The sequence below is a fragment of the Pseudoclavibacter terrae genome, from assembly GCF_008831075.1.
GTDB lineage: Bacteria > Actinomycetota > Actinomycetes > Actinomycetales > Microbacteriaceae > Pseudoclavibacter > Pseudoclavibacter terrae.
The window spans coordinates 816,515-835,795 of the sequence record NZ_WBJX01000001.1; the positions used below are offsets into that span (position 1 = coordinate 816,515).

The 19,281-nt window shown below is 69.0% G+C and carries 18 protein-coding genes; 9 read left to right on the forward strand and 9 right to left on the reverse strand.

Annotated elements, in window-relative coordinates:
- Positions 1–118: 118 nt before the first annotated feature.
- The 3 genes from F8O03_RS03805 to F8O03_RS03815 form a co-directional block, all read right to left on the reverse strand.
- Positions 119–409, reverse strand: coding sequence for a WXG100 family type VII secretion target (locus F8O03_RS03805; RefSeq protein ID WP_151422643.1), 291 nt, complete (start codon positions 407–409; stop codon positions 119–121).
- Between the two features lie 82 nt (positions 410–491).
- A complete protein-coding gene (locus F8O03_RS03810) occupies positions 492–2,225 on the reverse strand; it encodes a sensor histidine kinase (RefSeq protein WP_151422645.1) in 1,734 nt (577 codons plus the stop codon).
- Positions 2,226–2,263: 38 nt separating this feature from the next.
- Positions 2,264–2,962 (reverse strand): response regulator transcription factor, encoded by a 699-nt coding sequence (locus F8O03_RS03815; protein ID WP_068479813.1) that lies wholly within the window; start codon positions 2,960–2,962, stop codon positions 2,264–2,266.
- Positions 2,963–3,092: 130 nt separating this feature from the next.
- On the opposite strand from F8O03_RS03815, the gene F8O03_RS03820 reads away from it, so the two are divergent.
- A complete protein-coding gene (locus F8O03_RS03820) occupies positions 3,093–3,908 on the forward strand; it encodes a methyltransferase domain-containing protein (RefSeq protein ID WP_151422647.1) in 816 nt (271 codons plus the stop codon).
- Between the two features lie 19 nt (positions 3,909–3,927).
- On the opposite strand, the gene F8O03_RS03825 is transcribed toward F8O03_RS03820, so the two are convergent.
- The 3 genes from F8O03_RS03825 to F8O03_RS03835 form a co-directional block, all read right to left on the reverse strand.
- Positions 3,928–5,574: a DNA repair helicase XPB gene (locus F8O03_RS03825; RefSeq protein ID WP_151422649.1), complete on the reverse strand. Its 1,647-nt coding sequence runs from the start codon at positions 5,572–5,574 to the stop codon at positions 3,928–3,930.
- Positions 5,575–5,647: 73 nt separating this feature from the next.
- Positions 5,648–7,306 (reverse strand): helicase-associated domain-containing protein, encoded by a 1,659-nt coding sequence (locus F8O03_RS03830; protein WP_151422651.1) that lies wholly within the window; start codon positions 7,304–7,306, stop codon positions 5,648–5,650.
- Between the two features lie 26 nt (positions 7,307–7,332).
- A complete protein-coding gene (locus tag F8O03_RS03835; RefSeq protein WP_104253815.1) occupies positions 7,333–7,602 on the reverse strand; it encodes a hypothetical protein in 270 nt (89 codons plus the stop codon).
- A 142-nt stretch (positions 7,603–7,744) separates the two neighbouring features.
- On the opposite strand from F8O03_RS03835, the gene F8O03_RS03840 reads away from it, so the two are divergent.
- Positions 7,745–8,128, forward strand: a complete 384-nt coding sequence (locus F8O03_RS03840; RefSeq protein ID WP_104253894.1) for a cold-shock protein — start codon at positions 7,745–7,747, stop codon at positions 8,126–8,128.
- Positions 8,128–9,351, forward strand: coding sequence for a DUF3027 domain-containing protein (locus F8O03_RS03845; protein ID WP_151422653.1), 1,224 nt, complete (start codon positions 8,128–8,130; stop codon positions 9,349–9,351). Before F8O03_RS03840 ends, F8O03_RS03845 begins: the two co-directional genes overlap by 1 nt.
- 103 nt (positions 9,352–9,454) lie before the next feature.
- Here F8O03_RS03845 and serC read toward each other — a convergent pair whose 3' ends face one another.
- Complete coding sequence (gene serC, locus F8O03_RS03850; RefSeq protein ID WP_104253813.1) at positions 9,455–10,570, reverse strand: phosphoserine transaminase; 1,116 nt, start codon at positions 10,568–10,570, stop codon at positions 9,455–9,457.
- A 76-nt stretch (positions 10,571–10,646) separates the two neighbouring features.
- On the opposite strand from serC, the gene F8O03_RS03855 reads away from it, so the two are divergent.
- The 5 genes from F8O03_RS03855 (at position 10,647) to F8O03_RS03875 (ending at position 16,182) form a co-directional block, all read left to right on the forward strand.
- Positions 10,647–11,384: a metal-dependent transcriptional regulator gene (locus F8O03_RS03855; RefSeq protein WP_104253812.1), complete on the forward strand. Its 738-nt coding sequence runs from the start codon at positions 10,647–10,649 to the stop codon at positions 11,382–11,384.
- A gap of 276 nt (positions 11,385–11,660) precedes the next feature.
- On the forward strand, positions 11,661–12,755 hold the full coding sequence (locus F8O03_RS03860; RefSeq protein WP_167516456.1) for a C40 family peptidase: 1,095 nt from the start codon (positions 11,661–11,663) through the stop codon (positions 12,753–12,755).
- 181 nt (positions 12,756–12,936) lie between these two features.
- Positions 12,937–14,115 (forward strand): NlpC/P60 family protein, encoded by a 1,179-nt coding sequence (locus F8O03_RS03865; protein ID WP_151422658.1) that lies wholly within the window; start codon positions 12,937–12,939, stop codon positions 14,113–14,115.
- Between the two features lie 196 nt (positions 14,116–14,311).
- Positions 14,312–15,352 carry a C40 family peptidase gene (locus F8O03_RS03870; RefSeq protein WP_151422660.1) on the forward strand — a complete coding sequence of 347 codons (1,041 nt, stop codon included), beginning with the start codon at positions 14,312–14,314 and terminating at the stop codon, positions 15,350–15,352.
- Between the two features lie 335 nt (positions 15,353–15,687).
- Positions 15,688–16,182, forward strand: a complete 495-nt coding sequence (locus F8O03_RS03875; protein ID WP_104253808.1) for an HNH endonuclease — start codon at positions 15,688–15,690, stop codon at positions 16,180–16,182.
- Positions 16,183–16,193: 11 nt separating this feature from the next.
- On the opposite strand, the gene F8O03_RS03880 is transcribed toward F8O03_RS03875, so the two are convergent.
- Positions 16,194–16,646: an SRPBCC family protein gene (locus tag F8O03_RS03880; protein ID WP_151422662.1), complete on the reverse strand. Its 453-nt coding sequence runs from the start codon at positions 16,644–16,646 to the stop codon at positions 16,194–16,196.
- A gap of 33 nt (positions 16,647–16,679) precedes the next feature.
- Between F8O03_RS03880 and F8O03_RS03885 the strand changes: the two genes are divergently transcribed.
- Complete coding sequence (locus tag F8O03_RS03885) at positions 16,680–18,443, forward strand: helicase HerA-like domain-containing protein (RefSeq protein ID WP_151422664.1); 1,764 nt, start codon at positions 16,680–16,682, stop codon at positions 18,441–18,443.
- Between the two features lie 164 nt (positions 18,444–18,607).
- Here F8O03_RS03885 and F8O03_RS03890 read toward each other — a convergent pair whose 3' ends face one another.
- Positions 18,608–19,276 carry an AIM24 family protein gene (locus F8O03_RS03890; RefSeq protein WP_151422665.1) on the reverse strand — a complete coding sequence of 223 codons (669 nt, stop codon included), beginning with the start codon at positions 19,274–19,276 and terminating at the stop codon, positions 18,608–18,610.
- Positions 19,277–19,281: the final 5 nt, after the last annotated feature.

The window sequence follows — 19,281 nt, forward strand, 5'->3', positions numbered from 1 at the left end:
GGGCCCCGGGCGCTGTATGGGACTGCCCCGCCCCCCGCGCATGTCGACCGGGGGGCGGCACCCCCGGGCGCCGCCCGCTTCGTCGTACCCGGCGCCACGCGCGCGGGGCCCGGTCGAATCAGACGCTGAAGAGCCGCCGCACGTCACCCTCGACGGTGCCATAGCTCGCGCTCGCGCTGCCGAGCGCGCCGTTGATCGCGGAGATGCTCGACTCAACCTGCGCCTGCGTGGCCCGCCACTGCTGCACGAGTCCCTGGAAGGCGGTGGCCGCCTCGCCGCTCCACGAGCTTTCCAGGGCAGTCAGGTTGCCGAGCAGGGCGGCCACCTCCGCCTGGACTCGGCCGATGGATGCGTGCGTGTTCGTCACCGTGAGTTGCAGCTGCTCGCTGTCGACCATGTAGACGGCCATGGATGTTCCCCCTTCGTCGGCCGCCGGGCGGTTCCGGCGGCACCTCGCGAGAAGGCTACGGGGGAGGAGCGCGGCGCCGACTTCAGGAGTTCGGGGCTGTGGACGAGGCGCTGTCCACAGGCGCGGACATGAGGAGTGGGAATTTGAGACGGAAGGTTGCTCCGCCGCCCGGAGTCTCGAAGACGTCGACCTCGCCGTCGTGCGCCTTCATGATCGCGGAGACGATCGAGAGGCCGAGTCCGGATCCGCCGGTCTCGCGCGCTCGCGAGGTGTCCGCGCGCCAGAACCGCTCGAAGATCTTCTCCCTGATCTGGGGCGGGATGCCCTCGCCGTGGTCGATGATGTCGACGATCGCGAGCTGATTCGGCAGGTCGACGGTGACGCCGACTTCCAACGGTGAGCCCTCGGGCGTGTACCGCATGGCGTTGCCGAGCAGGTTCGAGATCGCCTGACGCACCTTGTCCTCGTTCGCGTGCACCATGGCAGGCACGTCGCCGTAGTCGTCCTCGGCCTCCGGGGCCTCGTCCGTGCTCGGCTCGATGCCTCGGCGGCGGATGGGGAAGCCGCGGAGGGCAGGGCGTGGCAGCGGTCGCCTGCGCCAGATGGCGCGCCTCGCTGCGGCGGCTTCCGGGGCAGCGGCATCACCGACGGGGACCACGTCCGCGTCGATCGGCGCTGGCAGCTCGCCCGTCGTCGCCGTTCCCGGGACATCAGGCTCATCTCGGGGCTCCTGGATGATGCGGACTGGGAGCGCTCGGACGACGCGGTCCTTCGAAGTCGCGTGCGCGTCCATGGCGGCGTCTTCTGCGATGGGCTCGAGGTCGATGACATCCTTGACGAGCTCACGCGTCTCATCGAGTCGTGCGAGCTGCAGGAGGTCCTCGACAAGACCGCCCATTCTGAGCGCTTCCTTCTCGATGCGCTCCATGGCCTGCCCGACCTTCTCGGGGTCGTTCAGGGCGCCCATGCGGTAGAGCTCGGCGTAGCCGCGCACCGTGACGAGCGGGGTGCGCAACTCGTGGCTCGCGTCGCCGACGAAGCGGCGCATCTGGGCGATGGTGCGGGTGCGCTCATCGAAGGCGTGATCGATCCGCACGAGCATCGTGTTGAGGGAGCGCGACAGGCGCCCGACCTCGGTGTTCGGCGTGCCGGCGGGCAGTCGCTGCGAGTAGTCGCCTGAGGCGAACTGCATGGCCGTCGCCTCGACCTGGCGCAGCGGCAGCAGGGTGGCGGAGACGAGGACTCGTGTGAGGGCCGCGCCGAAGATCACGACGGTCAGCCCGAACCCGAAGAAGATCGCCAGGAAGTTGACCATCGTCGCGTTGACGCTCGTCAGGGGGGCGGCGATGAGCAGCGTGCCACGCACCTGGTCGGCGGCGTACTCGCCCTCCGGCACGGTGATCGTCCGCCACGTCGCGCCGAGCGGGTCCTCAATGTCGAAGAGCGTCTGGCTTCCTCGGGTGGCGGCGTCGGAGGGCACCTCGGGCGCGATCGCCTGCGGGCGCTGCCACTGCCCCCAGTTGTCGACGACGACATTCCCTTCGGCGTCGAGCACGGCGACGTACAGCGTCGAGGGCGCGATGCGGATCGCATCGTAGGTGATCAGCCGGGACGAGGGGTCGGCGGCGAGGAACTGGGTGGGATCGCTCGCGTAGACGCTCAGCTGCGAGTCGGTCTGCGACACGAGCGTCGGCCGCAGCAGCAACGTCGTGCCGATGCCGGCCACGACGATGCCGAACGTCAACAGGGTGATGTTGACGATCGTCAGCTTGTTGCGAAGCGAGAGCCGATCCCAGCGCCAGGCCTTGAACGGCACCGCCTACTTCCCCTCGTGACCGGGCCTGGTCACCTCTGTCAGGCCTTGGCCCCGGAGACCTTCAGCATGTAGCCGAAGCCGCGCTTGGTCTGGATGAGGGGCTCCTCGGTGAACTGGTCGAGCTTGCGACGCAGGTAGGAGATGTACGACTCGACGATTCCGGCGTCGCCGTTGAAGTCGTACTCCCAGACGTGGTCGAGGATCTGTGCCTTGGAGAGCACGCGGTTCGGGTTGAGCATGAGGTAGCGCAGGAGCTTGAACTCCGTGGGGGAGAGCTCGATGGGCTCGTCGCCGATGAACACCTCGTGGGTGTCCTGGTCCATGGTGAGCTCGCCCGTGCGGATGACCGCTTCCTCCTCGGCCTGCATGGTGCGGCGGAGGATCGCCTTGATGCGGGCGACGATCTCGTCGAGGCTGAATGGCTTGGTGACGTAGTCGTCACCGCCTGCGTTGAGGCCCTCGATCTTGTCGTCGGTGTCATCCTTCGCCGTGAGGAAGAGGATCGGGCTCGTGTACCCGGATGCGCGGAGGCGCTTGGTGACGCCGAAGCCGTTCATGTCCGGGAGCATGACGTCGAGGACGATGAGGTCGGGCTCCTCTTCGATGACGGCAGAGATCGCGGCGGCGCCGTTGCCGACGGCACGCACCATGAACCCTGCGAAACGCAGGCTGGTCGACAGGAGTTCGCGGATGTTTGGCTCGTCGTCAACGACGAGAATCTTGGGGCCATCAGTCATGCACTAAGTATCTTGACGCCGTCTGAGTGAAGTCTGACGGCGCGCGGTGTCTCGGCTATGCGGGTGCGCTAATCTGCTGGGTCGCCCATGCGCGCACGGTCGGTGTGATCTGTTGCGTTACTGTGCCGACATGGAAGACTCCCGAGTCCCGAGGTACACCCACGGCCACCACGCCAGCGTGCTCCGCTCGCACGCGCGCCGCACCGCCGAGAACTCCGCCGCCTACCTGCTTCCCGAGCTCGAAGCTGGGATGCGCGTGCTCGATGTCGGCTGCGGGCCCGGCTCCATCACCCTCGATCTTGCGGATCGAGTCGGGGGCACGGGACAGGTCACTGGCATCGAGGTCGTCGACGAGCCCCTCGGCGTCGCTCGTGCCGCGGCAGCCGATCGCGGGGACGCGCGGACCAGGTTCCTCCTCGGCGACGTCTACGCGCTCGACTTCGCTGACGGCGAGTTCGATGTGGTGCATGCGCATCAGGTGCTCCAGCATCTCGCCGACCCGGTGGCCGCCCTGCGGGAGATGCGCCGCGTGACGAAGCCAGGCGGGCTCATCGCGGTGCGGGACGTCGACTACGGGACCTGCGTCTGGGCTCCCCAGCTCCCGGCCCTCGACCACTGGCTCGCGATCTACGACCGTGTCGCGCGTTCGAACGACGGCGAGCCGAATGCCGGACGGTTCCTCCGGCGCTGGGCAAGGGCCGCTGGCCTCGACGAGACGCGCCTGACGGCCAGCGCCTGGATCTTCGCGACGCCCGACGAGCGCGAGTGGTGGGGATCCACCTGGGCGGAGCGTGCCACACGTTCGCGCTTCGCGGAGGACGCGCGTGCCAGGGGAATCGCCTCGGCGGGCGATCTCCAGCAGATCGCTGACGCCTGGTCCGCGTGGGCCGAGGACGGCGATGCCGAGTTCGTCATGACCCACGTGGAGCTGCTCGCCCGCGTGTGATCGGTGCGGACGGTAGGTGCTAGGCGGGGGCGAGGATCGCGTCGGCGTCCAGGATCTCGTACGAGTATCCCTGCTCTGCGAGGAAGCGCTGCCGGTTCTGCGCGAAGTCCTGGTCGACCGTCTCGCGCGAGACGAGCGTGTAGAACGACGCGGTCACGCCGCTCGAGCTCGGACGCAGCAGGCGGCCGAGGCGCTGGGCCTCCTCCTGCCTCGACCCGTACGAGCCGGAGATCTGCACGGCGACGGAGGCGTCGGGGAGATCGACAGAGAAGTTCGCCACCTTCGACACGACCAGCACCTTCTCGCGTCCCTCGCGAAACGCCTGGAAGAGCTCCTCGCGTTCGGTGATGGGTGTCTGGCCCGTGAGCTTGGGCACGCCGAGCTCCTCGGCGATGCTGTCGATCTGGTCGAGATACTGCGCGATGACGAGGATGTTCTCACCCTCGTGCTTGCGGATGAGGGCCTTCACGAGCTCGTGCTTTGCCGGTGCCGTCGCGGCGATGCGGTAGCGCTCGTCGTCGCTGGCCGCCGCGTATTCCATGCGGGTCTCGTACGGGAGGTCGACGCGCACCTCGTAGCACTTGGCCGGTGAGATGTAGCCCTGCGCCTCGATGTCCTTCCACGGGGCGTCGAACCGCTTGGGCCCGATGAGGCTGAACACGTCGCCTTCGCGGCCGTCCTCGCGCACGAGCGTCGCGGTGAGGCCGAGTCGTCGACGCGCCTGCAGTTCGGCGGTGAGCTTGAAGACGGGGGCAGGGAGGAGGTGCACCTCGTCGTAGACGATGAGGCCCCAGTCGAGGGCGTCGAGCAGCGACAGGTGCGTGTAGACGCCCTTCCGGCGCGCCGTGAGGATCTGGTACGTGGCGATCGTGACGGGTTTGATCTCCTTGATCTCGCCCGAGTACTCGCCGATCTCTTCCTCTGTGAGCGTGGTTCGGCGCAGCAGCTCGTCGCGCCACTGCCTCGCGGAGACGGTGTTCGTCACGAGGATGAGGGTGCTCGTGGACGCCGTGGCCATCGCGCCGGCACCCACCAGGGTCTTGCCTGCGCCGCAGGGGAGCACGACGACCCCTGAGCCGCCCTCGAAGAAGTGGTCGACGGCGGAGCGCTGGTAGTCGCGCAGCTGCCATTCCGATTCGTCGAGCGCGATGGCGTGCGGCGTGCCAGGGGTGTACCCGGCGAGGTCCTCCGCCGGCCAGCCGAGCTTCACGAGCTGCTGCTTGAGCTCGCCGCGTGCCCACGCCTGGACGCGGAATCCTGACTCGCCGATCGGTCCTTCGAGGAGTGGCGCGACGTGCTTGGCCTTGGAGATCTGCAGGAGCACGGCGGGGTCGTCGCTGGAGACGATGAGCTCACCGTCATCGTCTCGTGAGATGACGAGCTTGCCGTAGCGCGCCACCGTCTCGCGGATCTCCGCGGAGACCGAGGCGGGGACCGGGAACTTCGCGAAGCGCTCGAGCACATCGAGCATCTCGTCGGCCTCGTGCCCGGCGGCGCGTGCGTTCCAGAGCCCGAGGCGCGTGATGCGGTAGGTGTGGATGTGCTCGGGCGCGCGTTCCAGTTCGGCGAACACGGCCAGCGCGTGGCGGGCTGCTTCAGCGTCGGGATGCGCCACTTCGAGCAGGACAGTTCTGTCGCTCTGTACGATCAACGGTCCAAGTGCCATAACGGTCGATCATACTCGTCGACATCCGTGCGCCTGAGTGCTTGTCGGTGACGCGCTGAGAATGCGTGGGCGGCTACTCGACGTCCGGCTGCTCGGAGAGCTGCACTTCGAGGATCGCGCGGATGGGCAGGGTTCGCTCGACGTCGGCCGCGAGGTCGCGCGCCCGCAGTCTGCCCGCCGCGACGCTCATCGGCACGAGACGGAGCGTGGTCTCCTTGCCGCCGCCGAGGTCCACGCGCACGGTGACCTCGCTCTTCGCCCGCCTGGCCACTTCCAGCTGCCGTTGCACCCACGTCTGCGCGTCGTCACCGGCATCGAGCCGGGTCGCCTCCTCGTGCAGCGCATCCGCGAAGCGCAGTGCGGCGTCGCTGGGGCCGAGCTCCCGAGCGGGGGCCGTCTCCCTCGGTCGCAGGGGAACGAGCTGACCCTCGGCGTTCTCGGCGCTCGCCGGGTACCGGGCGTCGAGGAGCATGAGCACGACGGTGTCGCGAGACGCCGAGGAGACGAGCGCGCCTTCCCCCGACTGGCGCAACCCGAGCGGAGCGACCGCGGCATCCACCCGGAGCGCGTCCATGAGGGCGGGGTCCTGGCTCGTGACGATGGTCCCCGGCCTCACTGGATGCTCGCGAACCCGGACCCTGCCGTGCCGGTTGGAGGCCTCGCGGAGCAGGTACTCGACCGGTTGGGGGATGCCGGTGAGGGACAGCCTCGCCAGCGTCGCCTCGATCTCGGAGATGGAGAGGCCCGTGCCGAGGGCGTGCGTCACGGACGCCTCGGAGAGGCGGTAGCTCGACGCGAGACCGCGTCGCTCCAGGGACGCCACCGCCTGCAGCGCCTGCTCGTCGACGGGGGCGAGCGGGCCGGGCGCGATGATCGAGAGGTCGGGTTGCAGATAGACGCCTGCCACCTCCTCAGGGAGCGCGGATGCGAGGAGCTCGGCCGCGGCATGGAGGTCGTCGTGCGCGAGGAGGAGCCCGAGCTGGCTGAGCCGGCCCTCGACGGTCAGCCCGAGGAGCTCCGTCTGCGGGGTCGCGTGTCTCGCGCTGTCGCTGAGCAGTCCTGCGCGGTCTGCCACGCTGAGCTCGGCGAGCCAGCACTCCGCCAGTCGGCGCCAGCGATCGAGCGGAGCGCTCAGCCTGAACGTGCGGCCGGCGGCCGTCGGGCGCATCGCATCCGCGACCGGGCTGCAGAGGCCCAGGTCGAGCAGCCACTCGAAGAGCGGCGAGAGCACGGTCTGCTCGGTGTGCAGCTCGGCGGCGATGCGCCGGACCGTCGTAGCGCCGAATTGCAGGCCACCCCGACCGTCCCGGTAGGCGCGCGGGGCGAGGTCGAGCGAGGCGATCGCGTCCGCCGCGAGCTGGGCTGCGCCGTGGGCGCGCTCGGTGGCCTGGGGGAGCGGAGCGAGGTCGGCCTGCTCGACGTTCGCATCGTCGCCCGACCCGGCAAGCTGTCGGGTGAGCGCGGCGGATGCGGCGGGCAGGAGCTCGGGTGCCTCCGGCGTGCCGACGGCGAGGCCTCGAAGCCGTGCGAGCTGCAGTGCCTCCACCGAGCCGGAGGCCAAGCGGGACGCATCCCGCCAGCCGAGCCTGGCCACGGCCTCGCCGATGGCGACCTCATCTGCGAGGGCCTCGGCGATGTCCATGGCCCCGTTCGAGCCGCGCATCGACAACCTGCGCCAGCTTGCGAGGGCGGCGAGGTCGGTGCGATCGAGGCTGCGGAGGAGTTGGAGCACCCGCAGCGCGCTCGGGGAGGTGTCTATCAGTTCTCGGACCTGCCCCGCGAACGTCGGTTCGCGACGACGCGCCAGATGATGAGCGACAGGATGAGGAGGAACGCGATCGGGAAGCCGAGGTAGGTGACGAAGAGGAGCGTCGGCCAGATCGGATTGGTGGCGTCCACTTCGATGCCGAGAAGCGGCGTCGCGAGCAGCACCAGGAGCGCGATGAACGAGATCGCCGCGATGCCGAGGGACATGAATGCGAGGATGCGTTCGCCCTTCGCGATGGGGGCGCCGTTGGAAGAGGTCACCGAACCAGACTAATCGACATGCGCGCCACCGTAGACTGGTTCGGATCAGCCGCACGCCGCGGTCGACCAGGGGAGGCGAAGTTCGCCACCCCGCCTGTGAAAGTTCGATCTGGTGCTCTACGCGCCGAACAAGGAGATGGCCATGCCCACCGGCAAGGTGAAGTTCTACGACGAGGACAAGGGATTCGGTTTCATTGCGGCCGACGACGGTCAGGAGATCTTCCTGCACGCGACGGCGCTGCCAGCAGGGACCTCGTCGGTGCGCCCGGGAACGAAGCTCGAGTTCGGCATCGCCGACGGCCGACGCGGTGCGCAGGCGCTGTCGGTTCGTGTCCTCGAGGCGCCACCGAGCGTCGCGCGCATCCAGCGCAAGTCGCCTGATGACATGGCGGTCATCATCGAGGACCTCGTGAAGCTGCTCGACACGGTTGGCGGCGCGATGCGTCGAGGCCGTTACCCAGAGAAGCCGCAGGGCGCGAAGATCGCAGCGATGCTCCGTCGCGTCGCGGACGACTTGGACGCCTGATGACGAACGAGGCCGTGCTTCCAGCCCCGCTCGGGGTCGCCCTCGATGCGGCCGAGCTCGAACCATCGCGACGGCTCGCGTGGGCCGCGCTGCTGGACGTGACGCCGGCCTCGGAGCTCGGCGAGCTCGTCGCCGTCGTCCCGGAGACGGATGATGGCGTCTACACCCTGCAGTACACGACGCGTCTGCCCGGATACCCGGACTGGCGCTGGAACGTCTCGCTGGTTCGGCTCGTCGACCAGGCGGAGCCGACGGTGCTCGAGGTCGAGCTGCTGCCCGGGGACGGAGCGCTGCTCGCACCCTCCTGGGTGCCGTGGTCCGACCGACTCGCCGACTACGAGGCAGCGCAGCTGCTCGAGGCCGGCGAAGCGGTCGAGGGCGGCGTCGAACCGGCCGAGGCGACGGGCGGGGAGCCTGCTCCGAAGTCGAGCAAGCGCATCCGCCGCACTCGCACGCGCCGCCGCATCGGTGCTGACGGGACCGCCGAGGTCGAGCCGACAGGTGCGGAGCCGGGTGAGGACGAGGCCACAGCCGAGCCGAGTCAGCTCTCGTCTGCCGATGCGTCTGCGGAGGACGTCGACGCGGGCGCAGCGGCTGAGAAGCCGAAGAAGAAGAAGCGCAAGAAGGACAAGTCTGCGAAGAAGGCGAAGTCTGAGGCAGGAGACGAGCTCGGGGCTGACAGCTCTGAGCGCGGCGGCACTCCCGAGGAAGCGTCCGGCGCTCCCGTCGACGAAGCACCGAGCGAGGGGAAGCCGAAGAAGTCGCGGCGCAAGCGCGTCGACCAGGCCAGCCCCGAGGCGGTCGAGCTGGCCGATGGCAAGCCGGACGAGTCGTCCGACGAGAGCCCCGCGCAGAAGCCTGAGCGTCGGAAGCGCAAGAAGGCCGTCAAGTCGGTGGACACCGCTCCCGATGTCCAAGCGGATGCGGGAGACGCGGCCGACGAGTCCGTCGACTCCGACCGGGCCGCCGTCGCTGCGGTGCAAGCCGAGCCCGCCAAGGCGAAGGCTCGTGGCAAGCGCCGCCGCGTGGTGGTCGTGCCGAGAAGCGAGGACGAGCTTCCTGCGAGGGACCCCGTCGAATTCGGCGAGGCCGCCGACATCCGCGAGTTCGCCGACGACATGGACGACGTGCTCGATGGCGTCGACTTCGAGCCAGAAGCCGCTTCCGACGACTCGGGGGCCGCCGGCTCGACCGCCGCGGACTCAGCTCGCACGGAGGACTAGCCCGACGCTGGCGCCTTCCGCGGAGCCTGAAGGGGCGTCACCAGCAGCTGCTGGTGACGCCCCTTCTTCGTGCGTCGCTGCTCGCTCAGCGCGAGAGATCGACTCAGCCCAGGTGCTCGATCACGTAGTCGATGGCACCGGTGAGACGACGGACATCGTCGGGGTCGACGGAGGTGAAGGTCGCCACCCGCAGCTGATTGCGGCCGAGCTTGCGGTAGGGCTCCGTGTCGACGATGCCGTTGGCGCGGAGTGCCGCAGCGATCGCGGCGGCGTCCACGTCGTCGTTGAAGTCGATCGTCGTGACGACCTGCGAGCGCTCCGCCGGGTTCGCGACGAACGGGGTTGCATGCGCCGATGCCTCGGCCCAGTCGTACATGATCCCGGAGGATGTGCGGGTCCGGCTGTCGGCCCAGGCGAGTCCGCCGTTGCCGTTGATCCAGTCGAGTTGGGCTTCGAGGAGCAGGAGCGTCGAGATCGCGGGAGTGTTGAGCGTCTGGTTCTTCCGCGAGTTCTCGACCACGTTGCTGAGCTTCAGGAAGTCGGGGATGTACCGGTCGGAGGCTGCGATGCGCTCGATGCGCTCGAGAGCGGCGGGCGACGCGATCGCGATCCAGAGGCCGCCGTCCGAACCGAAGTTCTTCTGCGGAGCGAAGTAGTAGACGTCCGTCTCGCTGATGTCGATGTCGACGCCGCCGGCAGCGCTCGTCGCGTCGATGACGGTCAGGGCGCCCTCGTCGCCGTGCACGCGGCGGATGGGAGCCATCGCGCCCGTCGACGTCTCGTTGTGCGGCCAGGCATAGACGTCGACGCCGGCGAGGGCCTCGGGGGCGGCGATGGTGCCGGGCTGGGCGGAGCGCACGTCGGGGGCCGTGAGCCACGGGGCTGCCGCGGCCTTGGCGAACTTCCCGCCGAACTCGCCGAACGTCAGGTTCTGCGCGCGGTCGGAGATCAGGCCGAAAGCGGCCGAGTCCCAGAACGCGGTCGACCCGCCGTTGCCGAGGAGGACCTCGTAGCCGTCGGGAAGTCGGTAGAGCGACGAGAGCCCGGAGCGGACCCGGCCGACCAGGTCCTTCACCGGCGCTTGGCGGTGCGAGGTGCCGAGGATGCTCGTGGCCCCTGCGACGAGGTGGTCGATCTGTGCGGGCCGTACAACCGACGGGCCGCAGCCGAATCGGCCGTCGAGCGGAATGAACTCAGTCGGGATGCGAATGTCAGGCATGCTGCAAGCCTATGCGCGCGAGTGGCCTCGCTCGCCGCTAGGCTTGGCGGACCAATGCAACGGGAGGTGGCGGGGCGTGACCAATCTGGTGGACACCACGGAGATGTATCTCCGCACCATTCTCGACCTCGAGGAAGAGGGCATCACCCCGCTTCGCGCTCGGATCTCCGAGCGGCTCGGCCACTCGGGGCCGACGGTGTCGCAGACGATCGCCCGCATGGAGCGCGACGGACTCGTCTCCGTCGCGAGCGACCGCAGGCTCGTGCTCACCATCGATGGTCGCGCGAAGGCCACGCGGGTGCTTCGGAAGCACCGCATCGCTGAGGGGCTGCTCGCGAACGTGATCGGCCTGGACCTCGCACAGGTGCATGAAGAGGCCTGCCGCTGGGAGCACGTCATGAGCGACGAGGCCGAGCAGCGCATCTTCGAGATGCTCGGGCGCCCGAGCGAGTCGCCGTACGGCACGCCGATTCCAGGCCTCGACGAGTTCGGTGCCGAGCCCGCAGAGGACTTCCTGTCCGGCGTCGTGAGCGTCTCGACGCTGCTCGAGGTCGCGGCGAGCGGCGCGACGTCGACCGAGCCGGTCCTCGCGAAGGTGCGTCGCCTCGGCGAGCCGGTGCAGTCCGACCTGCAGACGCTCACGCTGCTCCGCGAGGCCGGGGTCCTCCCTGGCACCCAGGTCACGCTGCAGCGTCGCGGTGCGTGGATCGGTCTCCTGCCCGCGTCGGGCGGCATCGGTGTCGAGGTGTCGCTGGAGACCGCAGAACACGTCTACGTGGATGCGATCCTGAGCCCCGAAGGTGCGCTAGGCTGAGATCTGGTCACGGCCAGCTGAAGATCTCCTCCGCATTCTGCGGACCTCGAAGCGCCTGACTTCCGCTCTATTCCGGGCCTCGTTACCTCGGCGTTAGGGTTCTGACACCGAAGCGTGACAATTCACAGGTTTTCCACTAGTGTTGTCCGAGTCATGAGCTATGCAATCTGCATAGCTGGCAGGCCGAGGCGCCGCATCCCGCTCCTCGACCTAGCTTCCCCTGGTAACAGGCAAGAGCGGGATCGGCTCCCAGGAGTCAGGCGCTGGAGGAACGACTTGGAAAACTTTTCGAACGCCACGGCACCGCTGACGCGACGCCAGGCTCGTGAGATCGAGCGCCGCACGGGCCAGCGCCCGGTGGCGACCGTCGGTGTCGCGGGTGTGTCCGCGCCGGTGATCGAGGCTTCGGTCGCAGATATCACCTCAGCGCCCTCTGCATCTGTGCACGACACCGCACACATCGAGCGCAACGAACTCGGTGCGCTCGTCTCCGTGCTTCCCACGACCACGGCACTGCCCCAGGTCGCTGGCGATGAGGCCGTCGAGACGAAGCTCGCCGAGGTCATCGAGATCCCCGAGGCATTCACCGGGCGCTCCGTGACCATCCGGGCGGCCAAGCCTGCGACGCTTGTCGCTCGACAGCGTCGCCGCACGGCAGGTGGCTTCGCCGCCGCCGCGACTGTCGCGGCAATCGCCACGGCGGGCGTCGTCGTGCCCGCGGCTGTCGCCGACGGCAATGACTCCAGCCAGGCGCAGGCCAACCTCATCGGTGCGACCACGGTCGAGACCGAGACCCCGGCCGCCGAGCCCAGCGCAACGGCAGAGGCAACCGAGCAGGCAGCTGCTGAGCAGGTCTCCGTCGACCTCGTCGCGGCTCCCGAAGTCGCCGTCGACCGCACCGAGTCGAGCGTCGTGACGTTCTCGAGCGACCAGGTCGCCGAAGTCGTCGCAACTCCTGAGCCCACGGCAACGGCAGACACCCGCGCCTCCACCGGCGGCACGACGTCCACCGGCGGAAGCACCTCCGGCCAGGCCACCTCGGCATCGACCGCAGGCCAGAGCGTTGACTCCTCGAGTGTCTCTGCGGCGGCCATGAGCTACGTGGGATCACACTTCGGTGCGTGCGACCTGCTCACGCAGGCCGCGTACGCGGCTGTCGGTGTCTCGCTCCCGCGCGGCGTCTCCGCGCAGGCAGCCATGGGGACGCCGACCACGAACCCGCAGCCCGGCGACCTCGTCGTCTGGCCGGGCGAGCACATCGGCATCTACGCTGGCAACGGCATGGTCATCGATGACCCGGGTTACGGCGGGCGCTCCGTGGAGTACCGCTCTATCTCGTGGGGCAGCCCCTACTACGTGACGCTCCGCTAAGCAGCGATTCACCTCGACAAGCGCGTCCAGCTTCTGCTGGGCGCGTTTTGTCGTTATGGCTCCGTGATTCCACGTGCATTGATTTGTGACCTGGCCGTGACAATTCTGTGACCTTTGTGTAGGCTCGAACGCGTCGAGGATGCCGGTTCCAACGGTGTTCGAAAACACCCGAGGAGAAGTCTTGAGCACATCGAGCACCCCGCGCACGGACAGCACCAAGGTGCTGACCCGCCGCGAAGCCCGCGCGATCGAGCGGCAGACCGGAGTTCGGCCAGCCGCCGCTCCCGCGGCAGTCACCGGGGTCTCTGCCCCGGTCATCGACGCGTCCATCGCCGAGCTCTCGGCCACGAAGGCCTCGCGTCTTGACGCCCCAGCAGCCTCCGTGCACGACACGGCTCGCATCGAGCGCAACCAGCGCGGCTCGCTCGTCTCCGTCCTCCCTGTTGCGCCCGCGGCCGACCGCGCCGCAGTCCAGGGATCCGAGCAGGCCGACGACGCGCCCTCGGCTGACGTGACCCACATCTCGGAGGCCTTCACGGGCCGAGCGGTCAGCATCCGTGCGGCCAAGCCGGCCGCGCTCGTCGCCCGCGGTCGCCGCCGCACGGCCGCGAGCTTCGCCGCCGCCGCGACGGTCGCCGCAGCCGCCACGGCAGGCATCGTCGTCCCAGCAGCTGTCGCAGACGGCAAGAGCGAGGTGCAGTCACAGGCCAACCTGGTCGCAGCGACCGCGCCGGACGCGACTGCCGCGCCTGCCGACGCCACCACCACCACTCCCGCCGCTGAGGCCGCGCCCGCCGAGGAAGCCGCCCTCGTCGCGGCTCCCGAGGTCGCCGTCGACCGCACTGACTCGACGGTCGTCTCCATCTCGAGCGATGACCTGGCCGCGGTCGCCGAGACCCCGACTCCGACGCCGACTCCAGAGGAGACGCAGGAGCCTGTCGCTGAGTCGTCGACCTCGTCCAGCACCTCGTCTGGCGGCGGCACGAGCAGCCAGACCTCGACGACCTCGTCGTCATCCTCATCGGGGTCATCCGCAGGGGGATCGGGCAACGTCGACACGTCGAGCCTAATCGCCGCCGCGCACAGCTACGTCGGCTCCTACTTCCCTGCCTGCACCGATCTCACCAAGGCGGTCTACGCCACGCAGGGCATCTCGCTCTCCGGATCGGTCAGCAACCAGATCGCTGGCGCCCGCCAGACCTCGAGCCCCCAGCCCGGCGACCTCGTCGTGCAGCCTGGGGCGCACATCGGCATCTACGCCGGCGACGGCATGGTCATCGACTCGCCCGGCTACGGCGGCAAGGTCGTGCAGTACCGCTCGATCTGGTGGAGCAACCCCGTCTACTACACGTTCAACTAGAGCTGTCCAGCGAGCTCTGGCCCGCTGGACCACGACGCCGCGCGCAGCATCTGCTGTGCGCGGCGTCGTTCGTCGTTATGCAAACGTGTCTTTTGGGATGCTTCTGTGATCCCAGCGTGACAATTTCGTTATAAACCGATACGCTCTTCGGAGTCCAGGGCACCGGTCGGTGCTCAGCTCCACCCGAAGGAAATCCATGAGCACCACGCTGACTCGTCGCGAGGCACGCGCCATCGAACGCCAGACCGGTGTGCGCCCCGTCGCGGATGCCACGACGTCGCTGAGCGCATCGGCGTTCGCCTCTGTCGCAAGCCCGCAGCCCACCGCATCCGCTCAGGCCGAAGAGACCGGTCGCATCGAGCGCAACGCGATCACCTCGCTGCTCTCGGTCGTCCCCGCCGAGCAGGTACCCGCCGCGCCCGCCGGAACGACCACCGCCGGATCCGTGGTGCCAGCATCGTTCGCTGGTGAGCGTGCCATGACGATCCGTGCCCCACGCCCCAAGCAGCTCGTCGCCCGGCGTCGCGTGGCAGGCGGCCTCGCTGTCGCGGCTTCGCTCGCCGCGGTCACGACCGCAGGTGCCATCGTGCCGAGCACGATGGCCGCTCCGGCCAGCGAGGCGAGCCTCTCCAGCGCCGTCGCAGCCCAGGACGGCACCTCCGACGACACCAACGCAGACGCGCAGAACGACCAGGCGTCCGTCGAGGCGGCCATCGCCGATGCGGTCGCCGACGCGACCCCCGCCGTCCCGGCGCCCGAGACCGTCACCGACCGCACCGAGACATCGGTCGTCAGCTTCAGTGCAGACCAGGTCGCCGCCGTGGCGACGCCCGAGCCGACAGCCGAGGCGACTTCGGCAGACGCGACGAGGGCTGACGCCAGCGGTGCGACCGGACAGAGCACTGTCGGCGCGAGCGTCGTCGAGACTGCCTCGCAGTTCATCGGCGTCTCGCCGTACGTGTTCGGGGGAGCGACGCCAGACGGGTTCGACTGCTCCGGACTCGTGAAGTACGTCTTCGGCCTCCACGGTGTGGATGTCGCGCACGGCGTGAGCGCGCAGGCAGCCGCCGGTACGCGAGTCTCGGACCCGCAGCCGGGCGACCTCGTCATCTTCCCGAACTTCCACGTGGGCATCTACGCCGGCAACGGACAGATGATCGACGCCCCGACCGAGGGCCGCATGGTCGAGCTCGGCGGCCTCGACGCAGGCGGCAGCTACTACTTCGTGCGCCTCTGACCCCACGGTCCTCCTCATGCGGGAGGGGCAGCTTCCTGTCTCGGGCCTTTCCGGCCCGTGAACAAGCGAAGATGCCCCTCCCGCATTCTGCATGCGTGGTCTACGCTGATGCCAGATCGACGACACTCGGGAGCGTCAATGAGGGCACGCAGCAGCATCCACGCCACGGATGCGCGCGCGTGCTCAGCCCTCGACGTCTACCAGAGCGGTGAAGCCTGTCAGACCATGCGAATACAGGCCGGCGAGTCTCGTCAGTCCATCTACCTACTCGATTCAAGGGTGCCGCCGATCCGGGCGGTGCCCTTTTTTCGTACGGATGCGAAAGCAGGTCCGCGATGCGAACTCTTGTCCTGAACGCAGGCTACGAACCACTCGGGGTGGTCTCCGACCGGCGGGCGCTCGTGCTGGTGCTCCATGGCAAGGCAAGCGTCATCGATGTGGATGAGGAGCATCCGGTGCTCGCGTCCAGCGGGGTCTGGGAGCGGCCTCGGGTCATCCTGCTGACGAGGTACGTGCGGGTGCCGATGGCGCGCATGCAGCCCGTCAGCCGGAAGGGCGTGCTGCGCCGGGACGCGAACCGGTGCGGCTACTGCGACGGGTTCGCGAACACGATCGACCACATCCTGCCCCGCTCGAGAGGAGGGCGCGACAGCTGGGAGAACCTCGTCGCATGCTGCCTGCGGTGCAACAACGTCAAGGGCGACAAGACTCCGGGGGAGATGGGGTGGCGACTCCGCCTCACCCCACGCCCACCGCGGGCCACCGGCTGGTCGCCGCGCAGCGTCGAGCGCGAGCTGCCCGAGTGGGCGGCCTACCTCCCTGCCGCCTAGCGGCTCAGGGGTCAGACGGCCGCGAGCTGCTCTGCCCTCGACGCGAACGCTTCTGCACGTTCCTGCAGTTCGCGCTCGAACACGGGCTTCGTCGCCGCTCCCAGCGTCGAGGCGAAGACCGGGGACGCGAGCTTGTACGTGTACTTCCAGGTCGCCTTCGTGCCGCCGTCGACCGCCTCGAACCGCCAGCCCTCGCCGAACGAGGCGAGCCAGGCCGGGCCCTTGACCATCTCAGCGGAGCTCATGAGCGGTGCGTGCACAACACGCAGTTCGAGGATCATGCGCCGCCCGCTCGGCGTCTTCGTGAAGAAGTGCGCGCCGGGGGCGGGTGCGCTTGCACCGCGGATGTACTGGCTGCGGACGACGCCGGGGTCCCAGCTGCGTCCCTCGCCAACGGTGTGCGCGAGCGCGAACGCCTCGTCGGGGGAGAGTGGCACGATGACGGACGCTTCCAGCTGAGGCATGGGACCAAGTCTAGGAGTGACTAGCCTGGTGCCATGACTGACGCCGATGCCCGTATCGAAGCCGCACGCAGAGCGCTCGAGGAAGCCACGGCCGCCCTCGCGGCCGCCGAGGCAGAGGCCGAGGCCTCCGCGGCCACCGAGCCCGAACCCGCCTCCGAACCCGCCACCGAACCCGCCACCGCGGCGAGCGCATCCGGTCCGCTGGACGAGCAGCAGCTCGAGGCCGTGCGTGCCGGGTACGCGTTCGAGGCGGCGGCCCTCGAGATCGGCGCCATCGTGAACGGCGAGGCCGTCCCAGGGGTGCCCGTGCGCATCCCGCTTGCGATGACGAATCGACACGGGCTCGTCGCTGGGGCCACAGGCACCGGCAAGACCAAGACCCTGCAGGTCCTCGCAGAACAGCTCTCGGCGGCGGGGGTCCCCGTGTTCGCGGCCGACATCAAGGGAGACCTGTCCGGCATCGCCACCCCGGGCGAGCCGAACGACAAGCTGCTCGCGCGCACGCGGGGCATCGGCCAGGACTGGGTGCCCGCAGCCGCGCCGACCGAGGTGTTCTCCCTCGGCGGGCGCGGCCTCGGCGTTCCCATCCGCGCGACCGTGTCGAGCTTCGGACCGCTCATGCTCTCCAAGGTGCTCGGCCTCAACAAGACGCAGGAGTCGAGCCTCGGCCTGGTCTTCCACTTCGCGGACGAGCACGGGCTCGCACTCGTCGACCTGTCGGACCTGCGCACCGTGCTCCAGTACCTCACGAGCGCCGAGGGCAAAACCGAGCTCGAGGGGATCGGCGGCCTCTCGAAGCAGACCGCAGGCGTGATCCTGCGGGAACTCGTGAACTTCTCCGAGCAGGGCGCAGACATCTTCTTCGGCGAGACCGAGATCGACACCCGTGAGTTCCTGCGTGTGACGGACGACGGGCGCGGGGTCGTCAGCCTGCTCGAGCTGCCCGGCGTGGCCAGCAACCCGGCGCTCTTCTCGACGTTCCTCATGTGGCTCCTCGCGGACCTGTTCAACGAGCTCCCCGAGGTCGGCGACCTCGACAAGCCGAAGCTCGTGTTCTTCTTCGACGAGGCGCACCTGCTCTTCTCTGGAGCGTCGAAGGCGTTCATCGAGCAGATCACGCAGACCGTTCGGCTGATCCGTTCCAAGGGCGTCGGCATCTTCTTCGTCACGCAGACGCCCAAGGACGTGCCGGATGACGTGCTCGCCCAGCTCGGCTCGCGCATCCAGCACCAGCTGCGCGCGCACACGCCGGACGATGCGACCGCCCTGCGGCAGACGGTGCGCACGTACCCCAGGAGCGGGTACGACCTCGAAGCGGTGCTCACGCAGCTCGCCACCGGTGAGGCGATCGTCACGGTCATGAACGAGAAGGGCGCGCCCTCGCCGGTCGCCTGGACTCGGCTGCGGGCCCCGCAGGCCTCCATGTCGCCGACCCCGGACGAGGGCCTCCGCCAGCTGGTCGCCTCGTCGTCCCTGTACCCGCGGTATTCGCCGGTACTCGACCCGCAGTCGGCGCACGAGGTGCTCACGGCGAAGATGAACGCCGCGGCAGAACGGGAGCGCGCGGAAGCTGCGGCCGCCGAGGCTGAGAAGCAGGCGGCGAAGGATGCGAAGGAGCGGGAGCGCGCAGAGAAGGCCGCGCGCTCGCGCACGCAGACCCGGACCACCACCAGGGCGAGGCCGGACACGGGCGGCGGGAATGTCGTGAGCGATATCCTCGGCTCCCGCACCGGCCAGACGATCGTGCGCGAGGTCGTGCGCGGCGTGTTCGGCACGCTCTTCAAGAAGCGCCGCTGACCGGCCGAGCGCGCACCGGCCGAGCACGACGGAGGCGGGTGGCGGATCTCCTCGATCCGCCACCCGCCTCCGTCATGCTGCCGCGTCGTTCAGCTCAGTGCGCTCGAACCGACGTCGACGACGAACTCGGTGCCGCCCTTCAGCGCCGAACCGGCCCGGTCTCCTCAGGCGGTGGCGACGATCGGCATGCCCTCGCTCGGCTGCACGACCACGAACCCGGGTCCGTGGAATGCCAGCTGGAACGACTCGCCGGAGCCGCGGCCGATGAGCGAGCCCATCTTGAAGTCGTTCTTGATGGTCGGCTGCAGGTTCTGCGACCAGCAGATCGCCGCCTGCGGGTCGACGAAGGTGGGCTGCACGGAGCAGTCGAGCACCATGGGGGGTCCGTCGCTCGAGACGGCGACGGTGCCGTGCCCGCCGACCTCGAGGTTGAAGAGGCCGCCCGTCATCATGCCCGCATTCGCGAGCATCTTGATGTCCCACTGCAGGTTCGCGTCGAACGCGAGCAGGTTGGCCGTGTTGATGGTGATGCCCTCGCCCTCGAGCGTGAGCGTGAAGACGTCGGCGCCCTGGCGGGCGAAGAAGACCTCGCCCTGACCCCCGACGCGCATGAGCGAGCCGCCTTCGCCCGAGACCATCTTCTTCATGAACTTGCCGAGGCCGCCGGAGCCCTCGTGCTTGAAGTCGAACTGACCCTGGTAGGCGACCATCGCGCCCTTGGCCGCGAGGACCTCGGGGCCGAAGCCGACGCGCAGCATCTTCTTTGACTGCAGCACCCAACGCTCGGTGCTCTGGCTCTCCCGGTTCGCTTCCGCGAATAGCTCGCTGCGCATGCTCA